At 74.9% G+C, this 24,756-nt stretch carries 24 protein-coding genes and 1 pseudogene; 5 read left to right on the forward strand and 20 right to left on the reverse strand.

The window, feature by feature from the left end:
- Window positions 1-412 precede the first annotated feature (412 nt).
- The 4 genes from ABGB16_RS28635 to ABGB16_RS28650 all read left to right on the forward strand — a co-directional run bounded on the left by ABGB16_RS28635 (window position 413) and on the right by ABGB16_RS28650 (window position 4,345).
- Window positions 413-1,609 carry a histidine kinase gene (locus ABGB16_RS28635; protein WP_347671204.1) on the forward strand — a complete coding sequence of 399 codons (1,197 nt, stop codon included), beginning with the start codon at window positions 413-415 and terminating at the stop codon, window positions 1,607-1,609.
- Window positions 1,606-2,268 carry a response regulator transcription factor gene (locus ABGB16_RS28640; RefSeq protein ID WP_347671205.1) on the forward strand — a complete coding sequence of 221 codons (663 nt, stop codon included), beginning with the start codon at window positions 1,606-1,608 and terminating at the stop codon, window positions 2,266-2,268. Before ABGB16_RS28635 ends, ABGB16_RS28640 begins: the two co-directional genes overlap by 4 nt.
- Window positions 2,269-2,330: 62 nt before the next feature.
- Window positions 2,331-2,984, forward strand: a complete 654-nt coding sequence (locus ABGB16_RS28645) for a M23 family metallopeptidase (protein WP_347671206.1) — start codon at window positions 2,331-2,333, stop codon at window positions 2,982-2,984.
- A 101-nt stretch (window positions 2,985-3,085) separates the two neighbouring features.
- The gene (locus tag ABGB16_RS28650; RefSeq protein ID WP_347671207.1) at window positions 3,086-4,345 is read left to right on the forward strand and encodes a hypothetical protein; all 1,260 of its coding nucleotides are present in this window, start codon (window positions 3,086-3,088) and stop codon (window positions 4,343-4,345) included.
- A gap of 1 nt (window position 4,346) precedes the next feature.
- Here ABGB16_RS28650 and ABGB16_RS28655 read toward each other — a convergent pair whose 3' ends face one another.
- From ABGB16_RS28655 to ABGB16_RS28670, 4 genes are all read right to left on the reverse strand, one after another.
- Entirely contained in the window at window positions 4,347-4,916 is a 570-nt protein-coding gene (locus tag ABGB16_RS28655; RefSeq protein WP_347671208.1) for a DUF3105 domain-containing protein, read from the reverse strand.
- Between the two features lie 73 nt (window positions 4,917-4,989).
- Window positions 4,990-6,204 carry a PqqD family protein gene (locus ABGB16_RS28660; protein ID WP_347671209.1) on the reverse strand — a complete coding sequence of 405 codons (1,215 nt, stop codon included), beginning with the start codon at window positions 6,202-6,204 and terminating at the stop codon, window positions 4,990-4,992.
- Window positions 6,201-7,304, reverse strand: coding sequence for a ThiF family adenylyltransferase (locus ABGB16_RS28665; RefSeq protein WP_347671210.1), 1,104 nt, complete (start codon window positions 7,302-7,304; stop codon window positions 6,201-6,203). The genes ABGB16_RS28660 and ABGB16_RS28665 overlap by 4 nt, the downstream gene beginning before the upstream one ends.
- Window positions 7,305-7,366: 62 nt before the next feature.
- The gene (locus ABGB16_RS28670; RefSeq protein ID WP_347671211.1) at window positions 7,367-7,699 is read right to left on the reverse strand and encodes a hypothetical protein; all 333 of its coding nucleotides are present in this window, start codon (window positions 7,697-7,699) and stop codon (window positions 7,367-7,369) included.
- 393 nt (window positions 7,700-8,092) lie between these two features.
- Here ABGB16_RS28670 and ABGB16_RS28675 point away from each other — a divergent pair, with 393 nt between their 5' ends.
- A complete protein-coding gene (locus ABGB16_RS28675) occupies window positions 8,093-11,008 on the forward strand; it encodes a BTAD domain-containing putative transcriptional regulator (RefSeq protein ID WP_347671212.1) in 2,916 nt (971 codons plus the stop codon).
- On the opposite strand, the gene ABGB16_RS28680 is transcribed toward ABGB16_RS28675, so the two are convergent.
- From ABGB16_RS28680 to ABGB16_RS28755, 16 genes and pseudogenes are all read right to left on the reverse strand, one after another.
- Window positions 10,923-11,903, reverse strand: a complete 981-nt coding sequence (locus ABGB16_RS28680) for a discoidin domain-containing protein (protein ID WP_347671213.1) — start codon at window positions 11,901-11,903, stop codon at window positions 10,923-10,925. The two genes, ABGB16_RS28675 and ABGB16_RS28680, sit on opposite strands and share 86 nt — an antisense overlap.
- Window positions 11,900-12,424, reverse strand: coding sequence for a phage tail protein (locus ABGB16_RS28685; RefSeq protein WP_347671214.1), 525 nt, complete (start codon window positions 12,422-12,424; stop codon window positions 11,900-11,902). The genes ABGB16_RS28680 and ABGB16_RS28685 overlap by 4 nt, the downstream gene beginning before the upstream one ends.
- Before the next feature lie 31 nt (window positions 12,425-12,455).
- The gene (locus tag ABGB16_RS28690) at window positions 12,456-14,411 is read right to left on the reverse strand and encodes a putative baseplate assembly protein (protein ID WP_347671215.1); all 1,956 of its coding nucleotides are present in this window, start codon (window positions 14,409-14,411) and stop codon (window positions 12,456-12,458) included.
- Window positions 14,411-14,821: a GPW/gp25 family protein gene (locus ABGB16_RS28695; protein ID WP_347671216.1), complete on the reverse strand. Its 411-nt coding sequence runs from the start codon at window positions 14,819-14,821 to the stop codon at window positions 14,411-14,413. Before ABGB16_RS28695 ends, ABGB16_RS28690 begins: the two co-directional genes overlap by 1 nt.
- Window positions 14,822-14,826: 5 nt before the next feature.
- Window positions 14,827-15,108 (reverse strand): PAAR domain-containing protein, encoded by a 282-nt coding sequence (locus ABGB16_RS28700; RefSeq protein WP_347671217.1) that lies wholly within the window; start codon window positions 15,106-15,108, stop codon window positions 14,827-14,829.
- A 14-nt stretch (window positions 15,109-15,122) separates the two neighbouring features.
- Window positions 15,123-16,958, reverse strand: a complete 1,836-nt coding sequence (locus ABGB16_RS28705; protein WP_347671218.1) for a VgrG-related protein — start codon at window positions 16,956-16,958, stop codon at window positions 15,123-15,125.
- Window positions 16,948-17,724: a LysM peptidoglycan-binding domain-containing protein gene (locus ABGB16_RS28710; RefSeq protein ID WP_347671219.1), complete on the reverse strand. Its 777-nt coding sequence runs from the start codon at window positions 17,722-17,724 to the stop codon at window positions 16,948-16,950. Before ABGB16_RS28710 ends, ABGB16_RS28705 begins: the two co-directional genes overlap by 11 nt.
- 4 nt (window positions 17,725-17,728) lie before the next feature.
- Window positions 17,729-18,166 (reverse strand): phage tail protein, encoded by a 438-nt coding sequence (locus tag ABGB16_RS28715; RefSeq protein WP_347671220.1) that lies wholly within the window; start codon window positions 18,164-18,166, stop codon window positions 17,729-17,731.
- A gap of 37 nt (window positions 18,167-18,203) precedes the next feature.
- Entirely contained in the window at window positions 18,204-20,630 is a 2,427-nt protein-coding gene (locus tag ABGB16_RS28720) for a hypothetical protein (RefSeq protein ID WP_347671221.1), read from the reverse strand.
- A gap of 4 nt (window positions 20,631-20,634) precedes the next feature.
- The gene (locus tag ABGB16_RS28725) at window positions 20,635-20,793 is read right to left on the reverse strand and encodes a DUF6760 family protein (RefSeq protein ID WP_089006791.1); all 159 of its coding nucleotides are present in this window, start codon (window positions 20,791-20,793) and stop codon (window positions 20,635-20,637) included.
- Entirely contained in the window at window positions 20,790-21,239 is a 450-nt protein-coding gene (locus ABGB16_RS28730) for a hypothetical protein (RefSeq protein WP_347671222.1), read from the reverse strand. The genes ABGB16_RS28725 and ABGB16_RS28730 overlap by 4 nt, the downstream gene beginning before the upstream one ends.
- A 4-nt stretch (window positions 21,240-21,243) precedes the next feature.
- On the reverse strand, window positions 21,244-21,687 hold the full coding sequence (locus tag ABGB16_RS28735) for a phage tail protein (protein ID WP_347671223.1): 444 nt from the start codon (window positions 21,685-21,687) through the stop codon (window positions 21,244-21,246).
- 24 nt (window positions 21,688-21,711) lie between these two features.
- Entirely contained in the window at window positions 21,712-23,247 is a 1,536-nt protein-coding gene (locus tag ABGB16_RS28740) for a phage tail sheath subtilisin-like domain-containing protein (RefSeq protein WP_347671224.1), read from the reverse strand.
- 185 nt (window positions 23,248-23,432) lie between these two features.
- Window positions 23,433-23,609, reverse strand: a complete 177-nt coding sequence (locus ABGB16_RS28745) for a hypothetical protein (protein WP_347671226.1) — start codon at window positions 23,607-23,609, stop codon at window positions 23,433-23,435.
- 49 nt (window positions 23,610-23,658) lie between these two features.
- A pseudogene (locus ABGB16_RS28750) lies at window positions 23,659-24,087 on the reverse strand (nucleotidyl transferase AbiEii/AbiGii toxin family protein); the annotation flags it as partial.
- Between the two features lie 11 nt (window positions 24,088-24,098).
- Complete coding sequence (locus ABGB16_RS28755; RefSeq protein WP_347671225.1) at window positions 24,099-24,440, reverse strand: hypothetical protein; 342 nt, start codon at window positions 24,438-24,440, stop codon at window positions 24,099-24,101.
- Between the last annotated feature and the right edge of the window lie 316 nt (window positions 24,441-24,756).

The following is a 24,756-nucleotide window of genomic DNA, read 5'->3' on the forward strand; positions in this document are numbered from 1 at the left end:
CAGCCATGATGGAACAACGGGCACGGACACTCCTGACGATCACGAGGCGTAAGCACCTTCATGATCATGGATGTCCGTGCCCGCCTCGTATCCGGGGCAGCGCGTCTGACCTATTTGCGCGGGCTCTTAAGGCCAACCGGGCCGAGCGGCGCCGTCAGGAGCGGGAGGCCGCCCGGGAGGCCAGGCGGAAGCGGAAGCAGGCCCGCCGGGCCGAGCTGGCCGGCTGGACGCAGCGGCGTGTGGAGTACGTCCGCAACAACGCCGCCGCCGTCTACAGCGCCCTGATTTACGGCCTGGCCGTGTCCGGTGCGGTGTACGGGCAGGTCGACGCGGCCCGGGCCAACGGGCTGCCGACCCGGCTCCACCCGTGGGTGGACGCCGGGCCGGAGCCGGGGCGGATACCCTTCCCGCCGTGGCAGGGGTCCCGGAAACCCGGCACCGCAGGCGGGGCCTCGTCGCCGCCGCGGTGGCCGGTGTCGTGCTGTTCGCCTTCGGCCTGGCCGAGTTCTACGTGCCGCTGGCCGGGTACGTCGAGGGCGAGGGGCCCGACCTCACCGCGCTGCCCAGCGGCTGGCTGGCCCTGCTCACCGTGCTGCTGGCGGGCTACTGCCTGGCGGTGGCCGGCTGCGCCGCGTACCCCCGGGCGGCCGCCGTCCTGGCCGGCGCCTGCTTCACCGCGCAGAGCTTCACGCCGGTGCTCCCGGAGTGGCCGGTGGTGCCCCTCGTCGCGCTGGTGGTGGCGTGCTTCGCCTGCGTGGCGCTCGGCGGCCGCGGCGCGGTGGCGGTCGGCGTGCTGGCCTACCTCGCCGCGCTCGCCGTCGAGAACACGGCCGCCGGTGACTCCGACTGGGTGTTCATCGTCTTCGTCGGGCTGGCCGTGCTCGGGCCGGGCTACGCGGTGCGGATGCGCCGGGCGCAGGCGGCGCGCCTGGTCGCGCTGGCCGCCGAACGGGAGGCCGCGGCCCGGGTCGACGAGCGGCTGCGGGTGGCGCGCGAGCTGCACGACATCGTGTCGCACGGCGTTTCGGTGATGGTGTTGCAGGCGGGGGCGGCGCAGGCGGTGCTGGAGTCGGACGCGCGGCAGGCCCACGCGGCGCTCGACGCCGTGCAGGACGTGGGGCGGGACGTGGTCACCGAGCTGCGGCGGCTGCTCGTCGTCCTGCGGGGGCCCGAGGGCGCCCCGGACCGGCTGCCCTCGCTGCGCCAGCTGGAGCCGCTGCTCGCCCCCGTCCGGATGGCCGGCGGGCGGGTGGAGGTCACGGTCGACGGCGACCTGGGCGCCGTTCCGGTGGCGGCCGACGTCAGCGGGTACCGGGTCCTGCAGGAGGCGCTGACGAACGCCGCCCGGCACGCCCCGGGCGCCACCGTCACGGTCCGGGTCGAGGTCGGGCGTACCGCTCTGGTGCTGCACGTCGTCGACGACGGGCCGGGGCCGGCGCGGTGCGTCAGCGGCGGCGGCCACGGCCTGGTCGGGATCAGGGAGCGGGCGGCGCTCTTCGACGGTGCGGCCACCATGGGGCCCGGTGCGGGTGGCGGCTTCGGGCTGCGGGTGGAGCTGCCGTTCGGCCCGGAGCACACGGCGGCGCCGGTCGGGGAGGCCGCCAGGTGACCCGGGTGCTGATCGTCGACGACGAGGCGCTGGTACGGGGCGGCCTGCGGATGATCCTCGGCGGGCAGCCGGACATCGAGGTGGTCGGGGAGGCCGCCGACGGCGCCGAGGCCGTCCGGCTCAGCGCCCGGCTGGAGCCGGACGTCGTACTCATGGACATCCACATGCCGGTGCTCGACGGGGTCGCCGCCACCGAGCGGATCCTGGCCGACCGCCCCCGCCGGCGGGTCGTCATGCTGACCACGTTCGACCTCGACGAGTACGTCTACCGGGCGCTGCGCGCGGGGGCCTGCGGGTTCCTGCTCAAGACCACCCCGCCGAAGGCCCTCGGGGAGGCGTTGCACAGCGCCGCCCGGGGCGACGCGCTGCTCTCCCCGGCGATCACCCGCCGCCTCATCGACCACTACACCGCGACGGCGCGGGCGGTCCGCGCCCCCGGCCTGGCGGGCCTGACCGCCCGGGAGACCGAGGTGCTGCGCCTGATGGCGCGCGGCCTGTCCAACCGGGAGATCGCGGCGCAGCTGTTCCTCGGCGAGGCGACCGTCAAGACGCACGTCAACCGGATCTTCGCCAAGCTGGGCGTTCGGGACCGGGTGCAGGCGGTGGTCCTGGCGTACGAGACCGGTGCGGCGCAGCCCGGCGGCCGGCCGGACGGGTGACCGCCGGGCCCGGCGGCCGGCCGGCGGCGGGTGACCTTGCCGGCGTCTGCCATGCTCGGGCAGTGACGACCGGCCGACCGACCAGGCACCGCGGCCGCCGCCGGGCCCGGAGCCGCGCCACCCGGATCGTGCTCGCGGTCGGCGCGGTCGCGGCCGTCCTCGCCCTCGCCGTGGTCGTCGTGCCGCTGCTGCTGCCGCCGGGCCCGCGCCCGCTGTTCCAACTGCCCGTCGCCTGCGGCGAGACCTGGCAGCTGGGCACCTATCCCGGCCACGACGACTACGACGTCGACCTGTTCCCCACCGAGGGCGAGTCGTGGGGGAGGCCGGTGCTCGCGTCCTACGGCGGCACGGTCACCGAGGCGGGGATCAACGGGTCCCTGGGCGGGCGCACGCCGGAGAACCCGGACGGCCCGCGTGGCCGCGGCGGCGGCTACTGGGTGAAGATCGACCACGGTGGCAGGTGGGAGACGCAGTACCTTCACCTGCTCGAACCGCCGGTGGTCCGGGTCGGCCAGTGGGTCGCCCAGGGTGAGCAGATCGGGCGGCTCGGCAGCACCGGCAACTCCGGCGCCCCGCACCTGCACTACGAGCAGCGCCGGGGCTGGGAGAAGGTGGAGACCTGGTTCGACGGCTCGCCGTCCGGGATCACCCACGACGACGCCGAGTACACGGTCAGGCGGACGAGCAACAACTGCCGGACCGCCCCGACCCGCTGATACGCGCGGCATCCGTGGCCGGGCGACACGCCATCCACAATGGACCTTCGCCGCCGGCCCGGGTGTAGAGTCCGCCCGACAATCGGTCGAGGAGGGCTCTTTTGTACGTCGACGCGGCGTTTCTCGCGTACTACGACAAGCCGGAGCGGGTCAGGCTGCGCGGGCTCGCCCGCAACGCCGCCACGCCGGTCGACGTCCTGCTGCGGCTGCTGGACCATCCGGAGGACGTCCGGGCGGACGTCATGCGCCGCCCCGCCTGGTCGGACGAGGCGGTCGACGCCGTCGCGACGCACCCGCGTCCCGCGGTCCGGGCGGTGCTCGCCGAGGCGGTCGGGGCGTCTCCGGAGCAGCGCGCCCGGCTCGTCGACGACCCGGACCGCAGGGTGCGCTGGCGGCTCGCCGAGGGGCCGGACCGGTCCCGCTGGGCCGCGGCGGCGCCGTTGCCGCGGTGGGCGTACGAGCGGCTCGCCGCCGAGGGCGACGACCTGATGCGCGACCTGCTGGCGAACTGGTGCCGGTGGACGCCGGCGGACATCCGCGCGGCGTTGCGGACCGGGGCCGCCGCGGACCCCTCCGGGGAGGCGCGGAACGCCGACGGCGACGCGCCGCTGACCCGGGAACGGGCCGAGGAACTCGTCCGGGACGAGAGCGAATGGGCGCGTACGCAGGCGGCGGCCGACCCCGCCCTGCCCGCCGACCTCGTCGCCGTGTTGGCCGCCGACCCGTCGCCCGACGTGCGCCTGGCGGTGTCCATGCGCCCCGAACTCAGCGAGGAACAGCGGGCCGCCGTCGACTACCACGTCGCGCCCGCGGACCGGCTGACGCCCCTGGACTGGGTCACGGAGACCACCGACCCGGACGAGCTGCGCCGCTGCGTCCACTCGGCACACGTGGCCCTGCGCCGCAGCAGCGCGTACAACCCGCACCTGACCCCCGAGCTGGTGGCGGTGCTGGCCGCCGACGAGGACCACGCCGTACGGCTGCTGCTCTGCGAGAACCATCCCGACGTGCCGGGTGAGGTGGTTCTCCAGACGTACCTGGAGGCGGAGGTCGCCGGCCGGGGCGACCTGTTGGACCACCCGTGCTTCCCGCGGCAGGGGCTGGCCAGCCTGGCCGACTCACCGGACCCGAACGCGCGCGCCCTCGTCGTCCTGGACCCGCAGGCGCCCGCGGCGCTCATCGAACGCCTGAGCCACGACCCCGACCCCCGGGTACGGTGCCGGATGGCCGCCGACGAGCGGCTGCCGCTCGACAGGCTGCTCGCGCTGTTCGACGACCCGGAGACGACCGAGGCGGCGGCCAGCAACCCGAACCTGCCCGTCGACCTGATGGAGCGCATCCTCGCGGACGCCCTTCCTTAGTTCACGGGCCGACGCAGTCCGTCGCGCCGTGCCGCCACGAGTGGTCGTAGCGGCCGGCCACCTTCGTGACGAACGCGGTTATCGCCCGCTCGTCGAGGGTGTCCAGCCGCTGGAGGCGCTGCCAGCCGCTGAGCCCGATGCCGTGCCCCAGCGCCGGGTACGGGGCCACCACCACGTCCCGCGGATAGCGGCGGCCGATGCGTTCCAGGGCGCTGACGTCGGCAGCGGAGACGTCCGGGGCGTACTGCAGCATGATGTGGCCGTGCTCCAGCGCGTGCACCTGCAACTCCTCCAGCACCGGCTCCCGGTAGATGCCGGGGGTGATGACGCGGGGGGAGTGCGGGCCGGAGGTGGGCGGCATCGTCCGGTACGGCTCGTGCGGCGCGCCCTCGTACGCGATGTGCCGGTCGCCCTCGGACGGTACGGGCGTGCCCGGGACCTGGCCGCAGGGCAGCGCGGTCTCCCTGTCGGCCAGGCCGAGGACGACGCCGAAACCGAGGCTGGACATGGTGAGCACGCTGAGCGTGGTGACGACGACGCTGACGAGCGTTCCCAACCACCGCCGGCTCATGACGTCACCTCGCTGCGCTCGGCGCCGTCATGAGCTATGGCCCTGAGCCGCTTGATTCGCTCGCTGCGCTCGCTCATGTTGTGGCCCTCCTGCCCTGGATCCGGTTGCGGACGATCACGCCGAGCGGCAGCAGCACGTTCAGCGAGGCGAACAGCAGCAGGGCGATCCCCTCCCACCAGTAGGAACTGGTGATCGGCGAGCCCACCATGACTCCCAGCGACCAGCCGATGGTCACCTTGGCGCTCGGCCACAGGAAGTGCAGGACGAACCACGCCATCCAGACCAGGCCGGCCAGGTACAGCAGCCGGTACCAGCGGGACACCCGCAGGTCCCGGGCGTGCGCGTCGCGCAGGATCGTCGCCTCCTGCGGGGTGAGCCGGCGGACGAGGCGCTTGAGGGACAGCCGGGTGATCTGGTGGAGGTTCCGGCAGCCGGTTGCGGTCGCCATCACCAGGTACATGTCGGTCCGCAGGTACGCCAGGGTCTGGAAGGCCAGCTTGACCGCCTGGCTGAACACCACCATGGCGAGGAGCCGGACGAGGCCCGGCGGCAGGTCGATCCACCCGCGGGACCAGGCGAAGCGGGGCGCGACGGCGGCGAACAGCAGCACGCAGTCGACGGCCATGCCGGCGAGGAAGGGGCCGTAGCGGCGCTCGGGCGGCAGCGCCCACAGCCCGGACAGGTCGGTCTCCAGCACCGGGAAGATGCCGCGGCGCTCGATACGCAGCCGGGACGGGATCCCGACGGCGGCGCCGGCGAGCGCGTGCCAGATCTCGTGCACGACCGTCAGGACGACGACCACGACGTTGGTGAGCAGGAGGCTGAGCACGATGTCGGGGAAGATGAACGTGTCCTCGTACGTGGGCAGTAGCGACGGCTCGGCCGCGAACATGGCCAGCGTCGCGACGAGACAGCCGGTGTAGACGGTCCAGGCGACCGGGCCGAACAACGGCCGTACGAACCGGGCCGGGATCCGCGAGACCGACCAGTGTCGGGCCGCCGTCGGCGCGGGCTCGCCGGCGGTACGCCCGTCGATGACGCCCGCCTCGACGAGCACCTCGACGAAGTCGAGGGCGTCCACGGGCTCTCCGGTCTCGCGTTCCACCTCGTCGGCGGCCTCGGCGACCGTGCGGCCGTCGGCGAGGAGCCGGACCAGCCGGGCGCCGACCTCGGGGACGACGACGAAGGTCCCGGTGGCGGGGTCGCCGACGACGTACTCGTCCTCGTCCTCGCGCCGGACGACGAGGTGGGCGACGCGAGGGCGGCTGTCCGCGTCGAGGAGGCTCACCTCTCCTCCTCGACCCAGCCGCAGGTCTCGCACCGCTGACCGGGGCGCGGGTTCACCACGTAGTGGTAGGTCAGGTCGGTGAGGCTGAGGTGGTACATCCGGCCGAGCGTGGTCGGGGGGATACCGGCGAGGTGGTACACCGCGTCGAGCGCGGCCAGGTGCCCGGTGAGGTTGGCGGTGGGCGCGATGACGGCGTGGCCGCTGAACGGGAACAGCTCCTCGGGGGCCGTGCCGTACCGGTCGCGGAGCCGGTCGTTGACGCTGGGCAGGCACGCCTGGCAGCACGTACGGCCGGGCACGAACAGGCCGACCACGGCCATCGGGCCCGCGTACTGGGCGATCATCCACGGCGTACCGGTCTTCAGGGCGGCCCGGTTGGCCCAGTCGCGGATGGCGTGCAGCGGCTGGTCGGCGCAGAGCACGAGCAGGTCGCGGTCGCGCATCAGTTCGGCGAGGCACTCGGCCGAGTCGACCCGGGTCTCCTCGCCGGTCACCGTCACGTACGAGTTCATCCGGCGCAGGCGGTCGACGGCGACGGCCAGCTTCGGCGCGCCGATGTCGTCCTCGGTGTAGAGCAGTTGCCGGGTCAGGTTGCCGGGCTCGACCACGTCGAAGTCGACGCAGTGCACGGCGCCGACCCCGGCGGCGACGAGCGAGGAGGCGATGGCGGAGCCGGTGCCGCCGAGCCCCACCACGACCACGCTGCTGCCCTTGAGCCGGGCCTGGACCTCGAAGCGGGACGTGCGGGGAGTCAGGTCGACCCAGGCGTGGTAGGTCAGCGCCCGCTCGTACCGCTCGATCTCGGCCGGGCTCAGGGTGGGCGGGGGCGGCGCGGCGGCGTCCTCGACGTAGCCGGCGTCGACGATCGCCTGCATCGCGTCGGTCGCCTCGTCCGCGGTCATGTCGGGCCGTTCGGTCAGCAGCGCCGAGACGATCTCCGCGCGGGTGCGGGTGCCGTCCATCAGGCGCAGCAGCGACCACAGGGATCCGTCCTCGTCGTCGATCTCCGCGCCGATGCCCATCTGCCGGCCGCCGATGTTGATCAGCGTGGGGTTCAGCCGTACGGGCTTGTGGATGCCCTTGATCCGTGGTCGCAGCATGCGCAACTCCTTGACGAATGGCGGCCGGGACGCGGTGCTCCGCGCCCCGGCCGGATCTCCGATCAGCTGCAGAGGTCGTTGCGGCAGCCCGGGTCGAGGATGGCGACGGTGGTCTCCAGTTTCTCGAGCTTGCGCACCACGACCTTGGCCGGCTTGCGCTTCGTCTCGATCTTCTTGTCCATGGCAACCTCCAACGAATTGAGAGGGATCGACGCGATCGCGTCGCCACCATTAGAGCACCCGGTAATACCGATGACAATGATTGGAAGCGTCGAATCAATGACTCGGAATGCGCATAACCTGGCGCTGCGGACGGTGGCGGAAAATAGCCGCCCAACGGGTTCGGGCCGCAGGTGTTGGCTGGAAAGCAGCGCTTCCGGACGGGTCGTCCACACGCGACAGATGGCCCTATGTGAGGTTGGCGCGGGCTCCTGCGTCAATAGCTGGTAATGGCCCCGCTGGGGGTGTTTTGCGGGGGTCTGATCCGGCCGTACCGAAACAATTCATCTGCAATTTCGGTCGATGTTTGTCAACCCGTTCGGCGGCGTGGTGGTGGCCGGACGGGTGGCTTGCGACGGCTCGACGTCCGCCGCGTCTTGATCGACTCAATGTCGGGGGCATAGGGGTGTCCGAGGGCTCCGGATGCCCCCATGTCGGCGACACAGGGGGTGGATCGACGGTGTGTGTCCGGTCACGGGCAGCTACACGGCTGCCTCGATGACTACTATCGGTGTGTCGCTGGTCACGGGGCCGATGCGACGGCCGTCGACCTCGGGAGGTGGTGGACGATGCCGACGGAGTGGGCTGGCCACCCGGCGCCGGGCCTCGTCCGGTCGAGGCTCATCACCTCGTTGAACGCGCGACCGCGGTCGCTCGGCCTGGTCGTCGCCCCCGCCGGATCCGGCAAGACCACCCTCCTCGCCCAGTACGCGGCGACCGTGCCCGGCCCGGTGGGCTGGCTGCGCACCGTGCCGTCGGACGCCGGCCCGGCGCAGGCGCTGGCCCGGCTTGACGCGGCGCTGCCCGACGGCGAGCGCGGCCTGCTGATCCTCGACGACCTGCACCTCGTCGAGGGCTCGACGGGGGAGTCCGTCCTGCTGGATCGGGCCCTCGCCCTGACCCGGGACGGACTGCGGGTGCTCGTCGGCACCCGGCGCACCCCGTCGGTCATCCTGGCCCGGCACGAGTTCTCGGACAGCATCGTCGTCGACGCGGAGCAGTTGCGGTTCCGCACCTGGGAGGTCGAGCGGCTGCTGCGCGACGTCTACCGGGAGCCGCTGCCGGCCGACGACGTCGCGGCCCTGGCCCGCCGGCTCGGCGGCTGGGCGGCCGGCCTCAAGCTGTACCACCTGTCCACCCGGGGCCAGCCGCTGCCCGACCGTCGCCGGGCCGTCGCCGCGCTGGGCGCGCGCTCGGCGCTGTCGCGGGACTACCTCACCCGCACCGTGCTGGCGGAGCTGGTCCCGTCCCTGCGCCGGTTCCTCGTGCGGACCTGCGTGTTCGAGACCCTGACGGCCGAGCGGTGCGAACGGCTGCTGGGCGGCGGCGACGGGCAGGCCGCACTCGAGGAGCTGGAACGCCGTCAGGCGTTCACCGTTTCCCACGACGGCGGCCGCTCCTTCACGTACCACGAGGTGCTGCGCGCCCACCTGGTCGCGGCGCTGACGGAGGACCTGGGGGAGGCCGGGGCCCGGGCCTGGCACGCCCGCGCCGGGCGGGTGCTCGCCGAGGAGGGCGCGGCGCTGGAGGCGGCCCGCTGCTTCGCCCGCGCACAGCGGTGGCCGGACGTGCACCGGCTGCTCGACGCCGCCGGCACCGCTGTCGCCGCGCGGGGCCTCGACCCCTGGTCCGACCTGCTGCCCGCCTGGTTCATCGCCGAGGACCCGTGGCTGGTGCTGGCCGACGCGCAGCACCGGATCAACGAGGGTCAGCTGGCGGCGGCGGTGCCGCTGCTGCGCCGGGCCGAGGAGATGTTCGGCGCCGCCGGGCCGGGCGCCGACCGCTGCCGTCAGCTACGCGCCGCCGTGACGGCGTGGCTGCCGGACGGGCCGAACTGGCGCGGCCACTGGTCCGGCTGGCTGCGTACCGCCACCCGCCGGCACCCGGTCGTCGTGGTCGGCGAGGCGGAACGGCTGACCGGCGCCGAGGACACCCTGGTCCGCGCGGCGGCGTTGCTGCTGGCCGGGCACGTCACCGAGGCGCTTCGCGTGCTGGACCGCCCGGTCCCCGCCGACGCCGGCCCGGTCGGCCTCGCGTGCCGGTTGCTGCGCGCCGCCGCCGCGCTCACCGGCGGCGACCCACACGCGTCCGCCGCGGCCGCCGCCGTCGGCCTGGACGCCGACCAGGCGGGCCTGCCGTGGCTGGCCAGGCTCGCCCGGGCGGTGCCCGCGCTCGGCGGGGCGGAAGCCGACCTCAAGGAGGCGGCCGCCGTCGTGGAGGAGTGCGACCGGCTGGGCGACCGGTGGGGGGCGCTGCTCGCGGCCGGGTGTGCCGCGCTGGCCCACTCGCTGCGCGGCGGGCCCGAGGTCGACGAGGCGGGCCGGCTGCTCGACCGGGCCCGTGCGGTGGACAGCGGCGCGCTCGTCGTCTGGGCGCAGGCCCTGCTCGCCCTGGCCGCCGTGCGCGCCCGGCTGCCCGACGCCGAGGTCGAGGTCCGCCGTGCGGAGGGCACCGCGCGCGCCGCCGGGGTGCCGGGGGCGCGGGTGCTCGCCCTCGCCGCGGGCGTGCCCGCCGCGCCCGACAGGAGATCGGCGCTGTCGGCCGTGCGCGCCGTCGCCGAGCAGGCCGGACTGCCCCGGGCGGCGGTGGCCGCCTGGCTCACCCCGGAGCCCCGCCCGGCCCGGTCCGCGCCCGACAGCGCCCCGCTGACCGTACGCTGCCTGGGCGGCTTCCGGGTCTGCCTGCACGGGGAGCCGCTGAACTGGTCGCCGCTGCGTCCCCGGGCCCGGGCGGTGGCCCGCATCCTCGCCATGTACGCCGGGCGGCCCGTGCACCGGGACCGGCTGCTCGGCGCGCTCTGGCCGGACACCGACCCGGCGGCGGCCACCCGCACCCTGCACGTCGCCCTGTCCAGCCTGCGCCGCTTCCTGGACACCCGGTTGCCGGCCGGCGAGCGGGAGACGCTGCTGCACCGCGACGGGGACGCGTACCTGCTGGCCCTGCCGTCGGACGCGTGGTGCGACGTCACCGAGTTCCGGCGGGCGCTGGAGCGGGCATCCCGGCGCGGGCCCAGCCGCGACCCGCGGGCGCTGGACGACCTGCGTACGGCGGTGGCCGCGTACGGCGGTGAGCTCCTGCCGGAGGACGGCCCGGCGGAGTGGGTGGTGGCCGAGCGGGAGACCCTGCGCCGGCAGGCGGCGGACGCCGCCGCCCGGCTCGCCGAGGCCGCGCTGCGCGGGGTGGACGGCGCCGGCGGCGGCGAGCCGGCGGCGGCGATGGCCGCCCGCTGCGTCGAGATCGACCCCTGCCACGACGCCGGCTGGCGGCTGCTGATCGCCGCCCACGACCGGGCCGGCAACGCCGCCGCGGCCGAGCACGCCCGCCGCCGGTACGCCGACGTGCTCGTCTCCCTCGGGCTGGACCCGTCCCCGATCGCCGGCACCCCGCCGGCCGCCACGGTCAGCGCCGACCGAAGAATTCCGCTTCCCCGATCGCCACGGACGGCGTCAGCCCGGGCCCGTACGTCGAACGGACCACCAGCCTGATCCGCACCACGTCCGACGCCTCGACAGCGAACTGCTGCGGTCCGGGTTCGTCGCGCAGCTCGACGTCCGTCCGGTGCTGCCTGCCGCCGGCGTCGACGGCGACCACGGTCAGCCCGCGCGGCCGGCCGGCGGCGAGGAACTCCTGCCGCCGCGGGCCTGCCCCCGGGGTGATCACCACGACGAGCAGGCGCACCGGCTCGGCGAACCGGCCCTCCACCCACGCGTCGACGGCCTTCCCGCTCGGCGCCCAGTACCGGTTGTTCGCCCCGTCGGTCAGCCGGGGCGCGCCGGCACCGGACGCCTCCGACGACGCCGTCACCGAGGCCGGGACGAGCGACGCCGGGTCCTCGGTGCGGTCCCGTACCTCGTCCACGGCCTGCCGGGCCAGGGGCGGCCCGACGACGGCCAGCACCCCGACGAGGCAGAGGGCGAGCACGATCAGCAGCGTCCGGCGGGTCGCCCGGGCGGCCCGGCGGTCGTCCCGCAGCGAGCGGCGGCGGGGCGCCCGCCGGCGCAGCCGGTCCCACCACCGCCGCCACCAGGTGCGCCGCGGCGCCGGCCCCGCCGGCGCGACCAGTTCGCCGCCGCACGAGCGGCAGAACCGCCGGCTCGGAGCGTTGTCGACGCCGCAGGCCGGGCAGGCCAGCTTCGGGTCCGGCGGGCGGGGCGGCGGGTCGACCGGGTCCTCCACCGGCGAAGGGACCGGGTCGGCCCGCTGCCCGTGGAGGTTCGGCGGCCCCGGCTGAACGGGCCGTACCGGCTGCACGGGCTGCACCGGCTTCGGCCGCGGGGGATCGGGCCGGCTGCCGTCGTCCCAGTGCAGGAACTCGCCGCAGGTGCCGCAGAACTGGTCGTCGTGGCCGTTGGTCGCGCCGCACTCCGTACAGGTGATCATGATCCCGTCTCCAGCGTCCAGCGGACGTGGGCCGGCACGGCGGACGCCAGGACCTGCCGCACCAGCGCCTCGTCGACGTCCCCCTCGACCCGGACCCGGACCTCCGGCGCCTCCTCGGGCGGCGGCGCGCCGGTCGGCGTCGCCGAGCAGGTCACCCCGCCGTTGTCGGTCACCTCCACCCGCGCCCCCGTGGCGACCTCCAGCGCCAGCGCCACGCCCCGGGCCGTCCCGCGCCAGCGGTGCACCTCGACGGCGTGCCGGACGAGGTCCCGCCGCGACTGCGGGGGCCGGTCGGCGTCCGCCGGCGCGGCCACCCAGCCGGCCAGCCAGTCGAGGAAGTCCGGCGGCGCCAGCTCCAGGTCGAAGTACGCGTCCAGGCAGTCGAGCGTCAGCAGGATCGGGGCCAGCACGTCGTCCAGCCCGGCGGTGAACCGCTGCGCGAAGTCGTCCTCCTGGTACACCGCGGGCAGCTGCCGCCCGATCGGGTGCGGGCTGGCCAGCCCCGGTACGGAACCCCGCATGATCCCCTCCTGACCTCGGCGACCCGGCCGCTCACCCGGCGACCCGCACCTGGTGCCCGTACGAGAAGGCGAGCGCGTTGACGCCGAGCTCGACGCGCTGCACGGCCTCGCCGCGCTCCCCGGTCCTCGGGTCGGCCCCGAACAGCCGGACGTCCTCCACCAGGTCCACCCCGTCGACACGCTGGAGCACGGCGTGCACCTCGCCCGACTGGACCGGCCGGCCGAACGGCCACCCCGCGCCGTCGGGCCCGCCGTGGACCGGATCCAGGTAGTCGTAGAGCGCGCGCACCGCCCGTCGGCGCAGGTCGGCGTTCGACCCGCCGCCCCGGGGCCGGGCCCGGACCTGGGCGACCACCGTCACCCCCTGGTAGAAGGGCGGCTCCACCAGCACCCGGGCGCCCACGCAGCGGCGCTCGTCGAGGAACGCCCTGATCCGCTCCAGCGTCTCCTCCCGGGGCAGCAGCGCGGCGAACCGGGCCGCGTCGTCGTCGGCGTCCCCGTGCTCGCCCAGCGCCGGCACGACCAGCACCCGCACCGCCGTCGAGCCGTCGCCCGCCGGCACGCACCGCACCCGCAGCACCTCCGGCGCGGCCTGCCGGGCCAGCTGCTCGTAGTCCGCGGCGGTGACCGCCCGCTCCCGGGTCCGCAGCGTCAGCGGCCCCCGCACCGACGTCTCGTCCAGCGACTCGCCGTCGACCCCGCCGGTCGCCGCCGCCCGGTTGGTCACCGTCGACACGAACGGCACCGGGTCGCGCAGCACGGTCAGCGTGCGGGCGGCCACGTTGCCCTGCCGCCCACCGCCCGTCCGGTACGCCGGAATCCTGATCACCGCTCCCTTCGGCGGCACCGCCCCGTACCGGCGTACCGTGCCGTCGGGCTGCCGCACGGCCGGGCCGAAGCTGACCTCCCCGCTGGCCCGGTCCACGCGGACGTGCCGGTCCTGCGGCCCGGAGTCGGCGAAGCTCGTCACCTCCCGCCAGGGCTGCCACCCGTCGGCGGTGCCCACCTCGATCTCGACCGCGCGGTCGGCGGCCACGATCGGCGCCCGCTGCACCGTGAACCGCTGGCCCGGCACGCCCTCGGCCGCGCCGAGGGTCTCCCCGGCGATCAGCTCCGCGTGGCACGCCGCCACGGTGCCGCCGACGGTGTCCGCGGCGGCCCGCCCCAGCCGCGGCGGGGCGTGGAAGAACGGCTGCCCGGGGGCGGGCTCCCGCAGCCGGCACCGCAGCCAGCCCGCCCGGTGCCGCGCCACCACCGACGCGACGTGCCCGGCCGGCACGTGCAGCACCACCTCGCCGGCCCGGTTGAGCGCGCCGGTGGTGTCCCGCTCCACCGGGCACTCCGCCCAGCCGCCGTCCGTCCACGCCTCCCACACCAGCGGCGCGTTCGTCGGGTCCACCCCGCGCCCGGCCACCGCCCAGTCCATGGTGAGCAGCACCGCGCAGCCCGGCACCGCCCCGTCGAGGCCGAACAGCACGGCGTCGCCGGGCGCCGGCGGGTCGGCGAACGCGGGCACCCGGTCGGCGCCGCCCAGGTCGCCCGTCCGGTCCGCCGGCGGGCCCCCGGCCGGCACGGTCAGCACCCGGACCAGTCGGCACGGCGGCACGGTCAGCTCGCGCAGCGTCTCGAAGGTCACCGGCTCGACGTTCTCGCCGCGGACGGTCGCCACATGCGTGCCGGCGGGCACGACGACCGGCGTGTCGCGCGGCGCGGACAGCCAGAACGTCACGTCCGTCGAGGCCACCGCCGGCGGGAACGGGGTGACGCCGAGCAGGTCGAGGAACTTCACGTAGTGCCGGTCCGGCACCCGGTTGAGCCGGTAGAGCAGCTGGTCGACCATGTACGCGAACGTCTCGATCAGGGTCACCCCCGGGTCGGAGACGTTGTGGTCCGTCCACTCCGGGCAGCGCCGCTGCACCAGGCGCTTCGCGTCGTCCACCAGGTCCTGGAAGCGGCGGTCGTCGAGGTGGGGCGCGGGCAGGGCCATCACGGGGCTCCCGGGTCGTGCGCGGGGATGACGTAGAACGGGAAGACCAGGTTGCGCGGGTCGTTGTCCTGGCGCAGCCGGTAGCGGATGTCGATGTGCAGCTCCCCGTTGGCGGGGTCGACGAAGTCGACCAGCACGTCGTCCAGCTCGATGCGCGGCTCCCACCGCTCCAGCGCCAGGCGCACCTGGTAGGCGATCTGACCGGCGGTGGACGGGTCCGCCGGGGCGAACACCAGCTCGTGGATGGCGCACCCGAACTCGGGCCGGCCCGGCCGCTCGCCGGGGGCCGTACCGAGGATCAGGCGGATGCTCTCCACCACCTCGCGGTCCCCGCGGACCAGGGCGATCCCGCCGGTCGGGTCGGTACGCAGCGGGAACGCCCAGCCGGCGCCGACGAAGTCCGCAGCCATCCGCCTCACCCGCCGATCAGCACGGTCGGGCAGCCGGCGACGATCGGCGCCCCGCAGGCGGCGAGGTCGCCGAGCCGGGCGGCGGGCCGGCCGCCGATGAGCACCGTGGGGCACCCGGGCGGCAGCAGCGGCGACGGCGGATGCGGCGGCGTGCCCGGGAACGCGCAGGCGTGCATGGTGCCCACGGTGGCGGCGGGCTGCCCGCCGATGAGGACGGTGGGCACGCCCGGCCCGCCGACCGTGCCCGGGTGCGCCGTCGGGTCGCCGACGCGAGCGGCTGGTGGCACGGCAACCTCCTCCCTCAGTTGATCCGGACCACGGCGCCGCGAACCGTGACCGGCCCGCCGGCCGTCAGCTCCGCGTTGCCCTGCCCGGCGACCTTGACCGTCGCGCCCTCCACCGACGCGCCGGCGGAGCCGCGTACGCTCACCCGGCCCTGGCCCTCGATCCCCACGTCGCCCTTCGCCGTGACGGTGACCTGCTGCCCGGCCAGCTCCAGCGGCCCGGAGCCGGCGTCCAGGCTGATCCCGTTGCGGGCCCGGACGCTCACCTTCCCGTCGCTGACGATCTCGACCTGGCGGCCGGTCCGGTCCAGGCGCAGGGTGAACTTCCGGTCCCCGGTGGCGAGCAGCACCCCGTCCGGGCCGCTGCCGGCCTCCAGCAGTTCGAGGCGGTGGCCGGTGCGGGACACCAGCGCCCGGGCGGCGATCCGGCCGCTGCTGCCGTCCACCGCCTCGGTGTCCAGCCGCGGGGGCGCGTCGGTGCCGTTGTGCAGCCCGCCGAGGACGTACGCGGCGTCCAGGTTGCCGCCGGTGAACCCGACCAGCACCTCGTCGCCCACCTCCGGCAGCAGCACCGCCCCCCGGTCGGCGCCCGCCCCGGGCTGCACCACCCGCGCCCAACCGGTGGTGTACGCCCCGTCCAGCCACGGCAGGGTGAGCCGGACCCGGCCGAGCCTCTTCGGGTCCTTCACGTCGCTGACCACCGCCGGGACCAGCCCGTCGCCGGTCCGGTCCGCGCGCGCCGCCCCGGCCGTCAGCCCGTACAGGGAGCGGTCGGAGCGGCCGGAGACGGTGAACGCCGTGGTGTAACCGGCCTGCTCGCTGAACACGTGCCGGGTGCTGGTCAGCACGTACCGGCCCTGGAACGGCTCGCCGACGTTCGCCAGCGCCACCGCCGCGCCCGCGCGCAGCCGGGCGTTGCCCTTCGCCACCCCCTCGATCTCGGCGCAGCCGCCGCCGAGGTCGCCGGCCAGCGCGCCCGCCACCGCCCGCACCGCGGCGTCCGAGCCCAGCGTCGGGTCCGCCACCAGGTACGGCGGGCTGCCCACCTGCTTGCCCAGCGCGGCCGGGTCCACGCCGATGCCCTCCGCGCCGGGCACCTTCGGCACGGCGGTCGCGCTGACCGCCCGCTTCGTGGCCGGGTCCCAGCCGCGCGCGGCCACCTCGGGCACCTGGGCGGTGGCGGTGACCCCGGCGCGCAACGCGATCAGGTTCCGGTTGACCTCCAGCACCAGCGGGTCCTGGGTGGCCCGCGCGGACGGGTCCGGGGCGCCGGCCGGCGGCTCGGGCATCCGCAGGTGCAGCTCCCCGTCCAGCACCAGCACCTGCGCGCCGACCAGCCCGGCGAGCCGGTTGAGGAACGTCCAGTCGCTGACGTTGTCCTGGCTGAGCTGCGCCTCCGGCTCGCCGCCGACGCCGGTCACAGGGTCGATCCGGCCCGCCTTCAGCCCGGCCCGCCGGGCCACCTTCCGCACGACGTCGGGCACGCTCATCCCCGGGTACGCGGCCACCCGCCGGCCGCGCAGCAGCCGGTGCGCCAGGTCGAGGCCGCGTACCTCGGTGAACGAGCCGGAGCCGTCCAGCTCGTACTCCAGGGCGGTGACCTCGCCGGTGAGCAGCGGCGCCGGCCCGCCCGGGTCGGACGTCTGCACGCTCAGCCGCACGGGGGCGCCGATGGCGAACCCGCCCTTGGCCAGCACGGTCCGGTCCGGGTCCCGGTAGCGCAGCACGAACCGGTCGGGCAGGTTGCGGCTGTCGTCGACCGCCGCGTACGTCAGCAGCGCCGCGACCTCCGCGGGCAGCGGGCTGCCGCCCACCTCGACGAGGAGGGCGTTGGCGAACTGCTCATTGGCCACGGGCGCCGTCCGAAGCGGTCAGTTCCTCCGGGGCGGGCACCAGCAGCGCGGTGCCGGGACGCAGCCGCATCGGGTCGTCGATGTCGTTCGCCTCGGCGATGCGGCGCCACAGCCCGGACCGCCCGTACGCCTGGTAGGCCACCGAGTGCAGGGTGTCCCCGGCGACGACGACGTGGATGTCCCGGGCCTCCCGGGCCCCGGAGGTCGGGTTCTGCCCCGGCTGCTCGCCGGAGATCTCCTCCAGGGTGACCGTGCACAGCGCCCGCACCGGCGTGCCGCCCGGGGTGAACAGGGTGTACTTGGCGCTGACACTGGCCACGAAGGACGGGAAGCCGACCATGCCGCCCCAGTGGAACACCACCCACGGCGGCGAGCCCTTCTTCTGCTGCCGGCTGGCGTCGGTCGGCACGCAGCAGGCGAACAGCTCCTCGACCCGCTTCACCACCGAACTGTCCATCGTGTCGGTGGCGTCGAAGAACATCTCCAGCGTCAGCTTGCACGGGTCCGAGCCGGTGAACTCCGGCACGCCGCTCTTCTTCGCGTTGCGCTGCGCGTCCCGCTTCCACTTGGCGGTCTTCGTCAGCGCCAACTCCTTCGGGTTGAACTGGAACGGGATCCGGCCCAACTGCGGCCCGGGGGAGGCGGTGCCGCCGTTGCGGGGCGGCTCGTGCAGTTGCAGGTACGCGTGCGTCAGCTGCGGCGGCGCGCCGCCGCCCCGCCCACCGGGGCTCCCGGCGGCGGTGAACGTGACGGGCGAAGTGCTCACGGGCTCACCCCCCGGTCCCGGGGCCGAAGAAGCCGTGGTGGGCCAGCTCCAGCGTCTCCACCGCGACCTTCGGGCTGTCCGGGCTGAGCTGCGGCCCGGTCCACCGCACCGGGATGACGTCGAGCAGGCCCCAGCGGGCGATCACCGTGCCCTCCAGGGTGCGCGCCTCGATGGTGGCGGTCTTGCGGGTGATCCCGTTGGCCATGCCGGAGAACCAGCGCATCAGCTTGGCGCTGTCCGCCGTGATCGGCCGGGAGAGCTTGACGTTGGAGAACTTCATCCGGGTGGGCAGCTGCCACACGTGCCCGTTGTTGCCGCCCTCCTCCCGCTGCTCGACGACCACCTCGCAGCCCAGCCCGTCGCAGGTGTTGAACGCGCCGAGATCCTGGTCGTCGATCCGCACGACGAAGGCGATCGCGACGGCGACGTCGTCCTTGGCCATCCATCCCTCCCTGGTCGGCGCGGCTGGTGGCTGTTCGTCAGCCTGGGCCGCCGAGCACCCCGTGCCGCTCCCGGTCGAGGCGCAGTTCGGTCTTCAACCGGCGCAGCAGCGGGTCGTACAGCTTCTTCAACAGTTCCTCCGGCTCCGTCCCGCCGCCCGGCGGGGCACCAGGCGCCGCCGGGCGGCCGGCCGCCGCGGGCTCCGCGCCGGGCGGCGGGGCCGCGCTCGCGGGTGGGCCGGCCGCGTCGGGCACGGCGACGGGCGGCGGCGGGTCGGCCGGTTCGGCCCGCTGCACGACCGGGCCGGGCGGGTCCCGGCCCGGCCCGGCCGCCGCCGGTTCCGGCCCGCCACCGGGGTACGCCCACAGCAGGCCGTCGCCTGCCGGGGCTGGTCGGTCGGGCGACGAGCCGGGCAGTGCGCCCACCCACCGCTGCACTGGTGCGGGCCCGGCGTCCCCGGCCGGTGCGGCCCGGACGGTCGCGGGGACGCCGGGCAGATCGGGTACGACCGCGAGCGGGCCCGGCTGTGGCCGCTGCGGTTCGGGCACGGCTGCGGGTACGGGTGCCGCGTCGCGCTGCCAGGCCACCCGCTGCACGCTCGTGTCCGCTGGGGCGGACGAGGCGGGCACGTCCCCGCTCAGCAGCCGCACCGGGCGGTCGCCGACCAGCCGCGCGACGACCAGGGGCGGGGGAGTGGGTGCGTCGTCCGGCTGCCCGCCCCTGGCCGGCTCGGCCGCCGATCCCACGGGCGTCTGGTGCGCGGCCGTTGGCGCCTCCACCCGGGACACCACCGGCAGGTCGAGGTCTCCTGTTCCCGGGCCCGCTGCCGGGCCGCCCCGGCCCGGCAGCGCGGTCGGCTCCCCGTCGGCCCCGGACTGTGTGGGGCCGGGTGGCGGGGCGAGCAGCGGCGCCACGCGCGCCTCGGTGGACGCCCCGCCGCCCGGCGGCACGAACGTCTGCACGGGCGGCGGCTGCCCGGGAGGCGTGCCGCCCGGGCCCGGTACGGCTGGTGTCGCGGCGGTGCCCGACAGCGCGGTGTCCCGCTGAGGTGTCGGGCCGGCGAGCGGCAGATCGCCGACCGCCGGGGGAGGACCACCGGCGGCCTCGGCGTCGCCGTGGTGTCGTGCGGGGTCGACGGAGGTGATGGGGCCGTCGGCGGCGAGGCGGGAGACGGCGACCTCGCCGAGCAGCCCGGCCTGGTCGCGCGTCGCGGGCATCGCGTCCTCCGCCAGGCCGGCGCCCTGGTCGTCCTGTCGGCCGGGGTTGCCGCCGTCGTCCGACTGGCCGGTGTCGCCCACCGGGGCGGGGGTGGCCTCGTCCGCCTCGGCGGGCGGCCGGTGGACCAGCGCCGGGGCGGCGTCCCCGGTCGGCACGCGTTGGACCGGCGCGTCGTCCCCGGGCGAAACGCGTTGGACCGGCGGACCGGTGATGTCGCGAGGGGGCGGTGCCGAGGCCTCGCGCGGCGGGAGCAGCGGGGAGACGATCGGCTCGCCCAGGCCGAGCCGGCGGGGCGGCCTCGGGCTGTCGGCCGGCACCCGCTGCACGGGCAGGTCGGGTGCGGACCGTCCGGCGCCGGACGCCGGCGTCCCGGCGGCCTCCGACGGCGGCGACGGCTCGGGCAGCGCGCCGGCCGCCTCCACAGTGACGGGGGCGTCCCGCCCCAGGGTCGGCGCCTCCGGTGGGTCGACGGGCTCGGGAGGGTCGGCGTCGACGGCCCGGGTGTCGGTCGGCCGGTCGGTGGGCCCGGAAAGGCCGGCGTCGCCGCCCCGCTGGACGGTGCGGGTGGGCCCGGACAGGCTGGCGTCGCCGGCCCGCCCGCCCGCGCCGGGCGGTGGGTCGACGGCCGGCAGGTGCAGCTCCACCGCCGGCGGGGGCGCGGCCAGCAGCCGGCTGACCGACACCGGCTCCAGCGGCACCGGTCGGTCGGCCTGTGCCGCGTCCGCCGCCACCGGTCGGCTGACCGGCATCGGTCCGCCACCCGACGGCACGGCCGGCGTCGGCTGGTACGTCTGGGCGACCTGCCGCTGCACGCCTGGTGCCGCGCGGCGGGCGCCCGACTCCGGCACGGCGAGGGGCAGCGGCGCGGGATCCTCGCCTGCTGACGGTCCGGCGGGCTCCGGGGTCGCCGGCCCGTCCACCGGTACGGCCGCGCCGTGCAGCACGCCGGCCGGCTCGGCGTCCCCGACGAGGTGCCCGAGCGGGGCCAGGTACGACGGGTCGCGCCAGGCGGCCAGCGAGCCGGTGAACGCCTCGGGCAGGTTCAGCCGCGGCTCGTCGGGGGTGACCCGCTGGATCGGCGGGAGCTGTTGCCAGGCGGGGGCCTCGTCCCGACGGCTCTCCTTCGGCCCGTCCCGGCGGCTTTCCTTCGGTTCGGCGCCGGTGGGCGCGGCGGCGGCCGGGGCGGGCGCGTCGGCGGTGGACCGCTGCGCGGTCCGCTGCGATCGCCGGCGCCACGGCCACAGCATCGGGTCACCGTCCCTGACTGATGCGGGTGTTGATGCTGGCGATCTCGGCCACGTACCGCAGCCGCTCGCCGTGTTCGAGGTCGAGGATCTCGTCCAGCGACCAGTGGAAGTGGTAGGCGACGTACGCGACCTCGGAGTAGATGCGGTCGGCCGCGTACGTCACGATTCCCCCAGGCGCCCGCCGGCGAGGTCGACCGCGAAGCGGTGCCGGCACTCCGGGCACACCACGCTCGCGCGGGTGTGCCCCTCGCTGTTGACCCGCCGGTACATGTCCTGCAGGAACGCCAGGTCGGAGGCGAACAGGTCCTCCACCACGCCCGGGTGCACGTCCACCACCGTGCCGATCCGGGTGATCACCCGGCTGAGCAGCACCACCGTGAGGTACGCGGGATTCTCCCGTACCCGGTCGTCGCGCAGCGGCACCAGCTCGTCCCGCGCGGTCGCCAGCCGCATCACCCCGTCCCGGTGCACCGTGCCGGAGCCGTCGACGTACCCGCGGGGCAGCTCGAACGGGAACTCCGTGCGCAGCGTCTCGCGCCGCGGGGCGACGGCAGGCGGCTCGGCCGGCTCGGGGCCGGGCGGCGGGACCAGCGACGACGTACGGCGCATGGGGCTACTCGACCTCCATCGACTCGTACGTCACCACGAGCTTCTCGGTGAGCACGCTGGTGTCGCCGGCCTTGAGCGAGCTGATCTCCAGGCTCTTCGGCCACGCGTTGGTGAGCTTGTACCGCTTGATCGGAAAGCCCTCGTAGTCGAAGACGATGATGGCGCCGCCCTTGCGCGCCTCGCCCATCTTCCCGAAGCGGCAGTCCTTGATCCACCGCTCGAAGCTGTTGTCGGCGGTCAGGCCCCGGGTCAGCGTGACCTCGCCGGCCTTCGGCGCGCCGGGCGCCTTGCGTACGACGAACTTGCCGTCGGCGGTGTTCGACTTGTACTCGATGACGTCCTGCTCCATCTTGAGGCCGGAGACCTCGGTGATCTGGCGGATGACGACGCTGTCCACCTCCAGCCCGAACGAGTGGCCGACGGCGGAGTCGAAATCGGGAAGCGGCACGACGGCCTCCTGACGCTACGGGGACTACTCGTTGACCAGGCTGGTGCCGCCGGACAGCTGCGCCAGCTGGAAGATCACGAACTCGGCGGGCTTCACCGGCGCGACGCCGATCTGGCAGACGACCTGGCCGGCGTCGATGCTCTCGGCCGGGTTGGTCTCGCGGTCGCACTTGACGTAGAACGCCTCGTCGGGGGTGAGCCCGAACAGCGCGCCCCGCCGCCACTCGTTGACCAGGAACGCGCTGATGGTGCGACGGACGCGGGCCCAGAGCATGTCGTCGTTGGGCTCGAAGACGACCCACTGGGTGCCGTTGAGGATCGACTCCTCCAGGTAGTTGAACAGCCGCCGGACGTTCAGGTACCGCCACGCCGGGTCGGACGACAGGGTGCGGGCGCCCCAGACGAGGATGCCCCGGCCGGGGAAGGCACGGATGCAGTTGATCCCCAGCGGGTTGAGCAGCTCCTGCTCCGTACGGGTCAGCTGGGTCTCCAGGGCGACGGCGCCGCGGATCGGCTCGTTCGCGGGGGCCTTGTGCACGCCCCGGTTGGCGTCGTTGCGGGCCCACACCCCGGCCAGGTGGCCCGACGGCGGCATGAACCGGTTGGTGCCGGTCAGCGGGTCGAACACCTTGATCCACGGGTAGTAGAGCGTGGCGTACTTCGAGTCGTAGCCGGCCTGGTCGGTGCGCCACTCCCTGACCTGCTGCGGGGACAGGCCGGGCGGCGGGTCCAGGATGGCCATCCGGTCGCCCATCAGCTCACAGTGGGCGATCATCGCCGACTGCACGGCCTGCACCGACTCCAGGTCGATCGCGCCGCGCTGGTACGCCCCCATCAGGTCGGGCACCGCGACCATGGTCACCTCGTCGACGGCCTCCAGGCCGCCGAAGCCGGTACGCTCCGCCGCGTCGCCCACGTACTCGTCGGCCGAGACGGTCTCCGGCGCCGAGGTCGGCCCGGGGCCGACGCCGGTCAGCGACACCTCGCCGCCACTGGGCCGGGCCAGTTGGCCGGTCGGCGCAGCCTCCTCGATCGTGATCAGCTTGGACCGTTCGCGGACCACGGTCACCACGTTGTCCTTGCCGCGCTTCGTGGTCACCGACTCGAACGTCTCGACCACCTGGCCGCCGCGCTTGACCACCAGGTTGAACCGGTCCTCGCCGGCGCCCTCCGGCGGGTCGGCGACCTCCACCGAGATGTCGTCGGGAGTGCCCTCGGGCAGGGCGCGGGCGACCACCCGGTACGTGCCGAGGATCGCGGCCGGCGGGGGCGCGGCCGGCAGGGCCTCCTCGGCCCGGTCACCGCCGACCCGCACGATGTACGCGGCGCCGCCGCCCTGCATGAAGTACCCGTAGACGGCGTGGCCCAGGTAGCAGTCGGGGGCGAACTCGCCGAAGATCTGCGAGTACTGGCTCCAGTTGGTCACCAGGGTCGGGGTGTTGAACGGCCCCTGCGCGGCGAAGCCGACGAACGCGGCGACCGCGGTGCCGACGCCCTCGATGGGGCGGGAGCCGGACTCCACTTCCTCGACGTACACGCCCGGCGCCAGGTAGTTGGGCATCACGCCTCCTCGTCCCTCGGTCAGGGTCGAGTCGAGCGTCCCGCGCCGGTTATGCCGATCAAACGTCCACGCGGCCGCGCGCCAGGGAAGAGATCGATGTCCTTTAAGGCAACCGCCTGGCCGCGGGCAGGCAGGCGTTGCGCTGCGGTCACGTCCGGTCCGTCCGGCCAGCGACCCGGCGTGGCCTAGCCGCCGGTCAGCTCACCCCGCCACTGGCCGAATCGCCGGCGCAGGGCGGCGACCTCATCCGGGGGCGTGCCGTAGTCCGCGAACGCGGTATCGGTGATCTGTGCCAGCGCCCCGAGCGCCTGGGCGAACATGGCCCGGTCGAACCCTGGGTCTGCGGCCTCGGCGAGTCGCAACAACTGCTCTTGCGAGTAGCGACCGGACGCCGACGATGGCGTCGACGTCGAGGAAGTCTCTTGCCAGCGCTCGACCGTACAGGGCGCAGACCTTGTTGGCCACGGCGTCGTCTGGATGGAGGACCGGACCGACGTCGAGAAACACGGGTGGATGAGAACGCCAGTCCGCCGACAGTTCGAGCTTCTCGGGCTCGGTCTCCGGACTGTCACCTGGCGGAGTCACCAGCAGCCGGGCGAACGTCTCACCTCGGGCGACGGCGGCGAGGCTGTAGCCGTGCTGCTCAAGGGCCGCCATGACCTTTTCCACCACTGCCGGGAAGTCCGCGCGGCGGTGCCAGTCGGTGAACAGATCGATGTCCCCGCTGGGTCGGTGGCCGATGCCGTGCTCGCGTACCGCGTACCCTCCGGCGAGTGCCAAGCCGTGTGCACCAGCCGCCGCAAGGGCGATCTCGGCGATGGCGCGATGCCGTGGCTCCATCGGATGGGGCCTTATCCGGCGTCGGCGAGGCGGCTGAGTGCGGCCAGTTCCGGAAACCGCTGCTCCCAGGCATGACGGAGGGCAGGCGGCAGCCACAGGTACGACCAGAGTCGCTTGAGAGTCGCTTCGTGTAGATAGGTGTGGAGGTCAGCAGGACTGGCGGCCTCTATCAAGACGGTGCGGTAGAGGTCGATGACCCGTCCGGGGGAGTCGAGGTCGTAGCGACCTGCTCCGGACCAGTCCAGATGGCGGGGCAGCTTTACCACGCCCCCGGTCGACCCGGTCAGAAGCTCCAGGCGCTCAGCGACCACGTACGGCTTGCCGTATCCGTTCGGCCTGGTCGTGATGCTCATCAGCTGCCCTCCCTTCCGGGTAGCCAGCCTATCGCTCATGCCACCGCATCACCGGCACCCCAGGCCGCCGCGCTGGTTCGGCCGGCTTGTCGCGCATCGATCATGGACTTGTGGCGCTCGACAAAGTGGGGCGGACAGCGTGTTTTCCGGCACCCCGACACCATGATCGGCAGGAGCGAACCCGCCGCACTAGGGCGTGTCTCGTGGATCTTCGGGGCGGGTTTTGGTAGATAGATTGGCGTGTCTCGACGGCATGAGCTGACCGATGACGAGTGGGCGCTTCTGGCGCCGTTGCTGCCAGCGGATCCGCCGCGTG

Origin of the sequence: Micromonospora sp. B11E3, from assembly GCF_039871625.1 — a bacterium.
Classification (GTDB): Bacteria; Actinomycetota; Actinomycetes; order Mycobacteriales; family Micromonosporaceae; genus Micromonospora.

Coding starts and splice junctions, on each gene's coding strand:
- ABGB16_RS28685 (WP_347671214.1), bottom strand. CDS start 12,424: ATGCGGGGTTCCGTACCGGGGCTGGCCAGCCCGCACCCGATCGGGCGG.
- ABGB16_RS28675 (WP_347671212.1), top strand. CDS start 8,093: ATGCCGACGGAGTGGGCTGGCCACCCGGCGCCGGGCCTCGTCCGGTCG.
- ABGB16_RS28740 (WP_347671224.1), bottom strand. CDS start 23,247: ATGCCCAACTACCTGGCGCCGGGCGTGTACGTCGAGGAAGTGGAGTCC.
- ABGB16_RS28715 (WP_347671220.1), bottom strand. CDS start 18,166: ATGGCCAAGGACGACGTCGCCGTCGCGATCGCCTTCGTCGTGCGGATC.
- ABGB16_RS28730 (WP_347671222.1), bottom strand. CDS start 21,239: ATGCGCCGTACGTCGTCGCTGGTCCCGCCGCCCGGCCCCGAGCCGGCC.
- ABGB16_RS28655 (WP_347671208.1), bottom strand. CDS start 4,916: ATGAGCCGGCGGTGGTTGGGAACGCTCGTCAGCGTCGTCGTCACCACG.
- ABGB16_RS28720 (WP_347671221.1), bottom strand. CDS start 20,630: ATGCTGTGGCCGTGGCGCCGGCGATCGCAGCGGACCGCGCAGCGGTCC.
- ABGB16_RS28680 (WP_347671213.1), bottom strand. CDS start 11,903: ATGATCACCTGTACGGAGTGCGGCGCGACCAACGGCCACGACGACCAG.
- ABGB16_RS28755 (WP_347671225.1), bottom strand. CDS start 24,440: ATGAGCATCACGACCAGGCCGAACGGATACGGCAAGCCGTACGTGGTC.
- ABGB16_RS28695 (WP_347671216.1), bottom strand. CDS start 14,821: ATGGCTGCGGACTTCGTCGGCGCCGGCTGGGCGTTCCCGCTGCGTACC.
- ABGB16_RS28665 (WP_347671210.1), bottom strand. CDS start 7,304: ATGCTGCGACCACGGATCAAGGGCATCCACAAGCCCGTACGGCTGAAC.
- ABGB16_RS28690 (WP_347671215.1), bottom strand. CDS start 14,411: ATGGCCCTGCCCGCGCCCCACCTCGACGACCGCCGCTTCCAGGACCTG.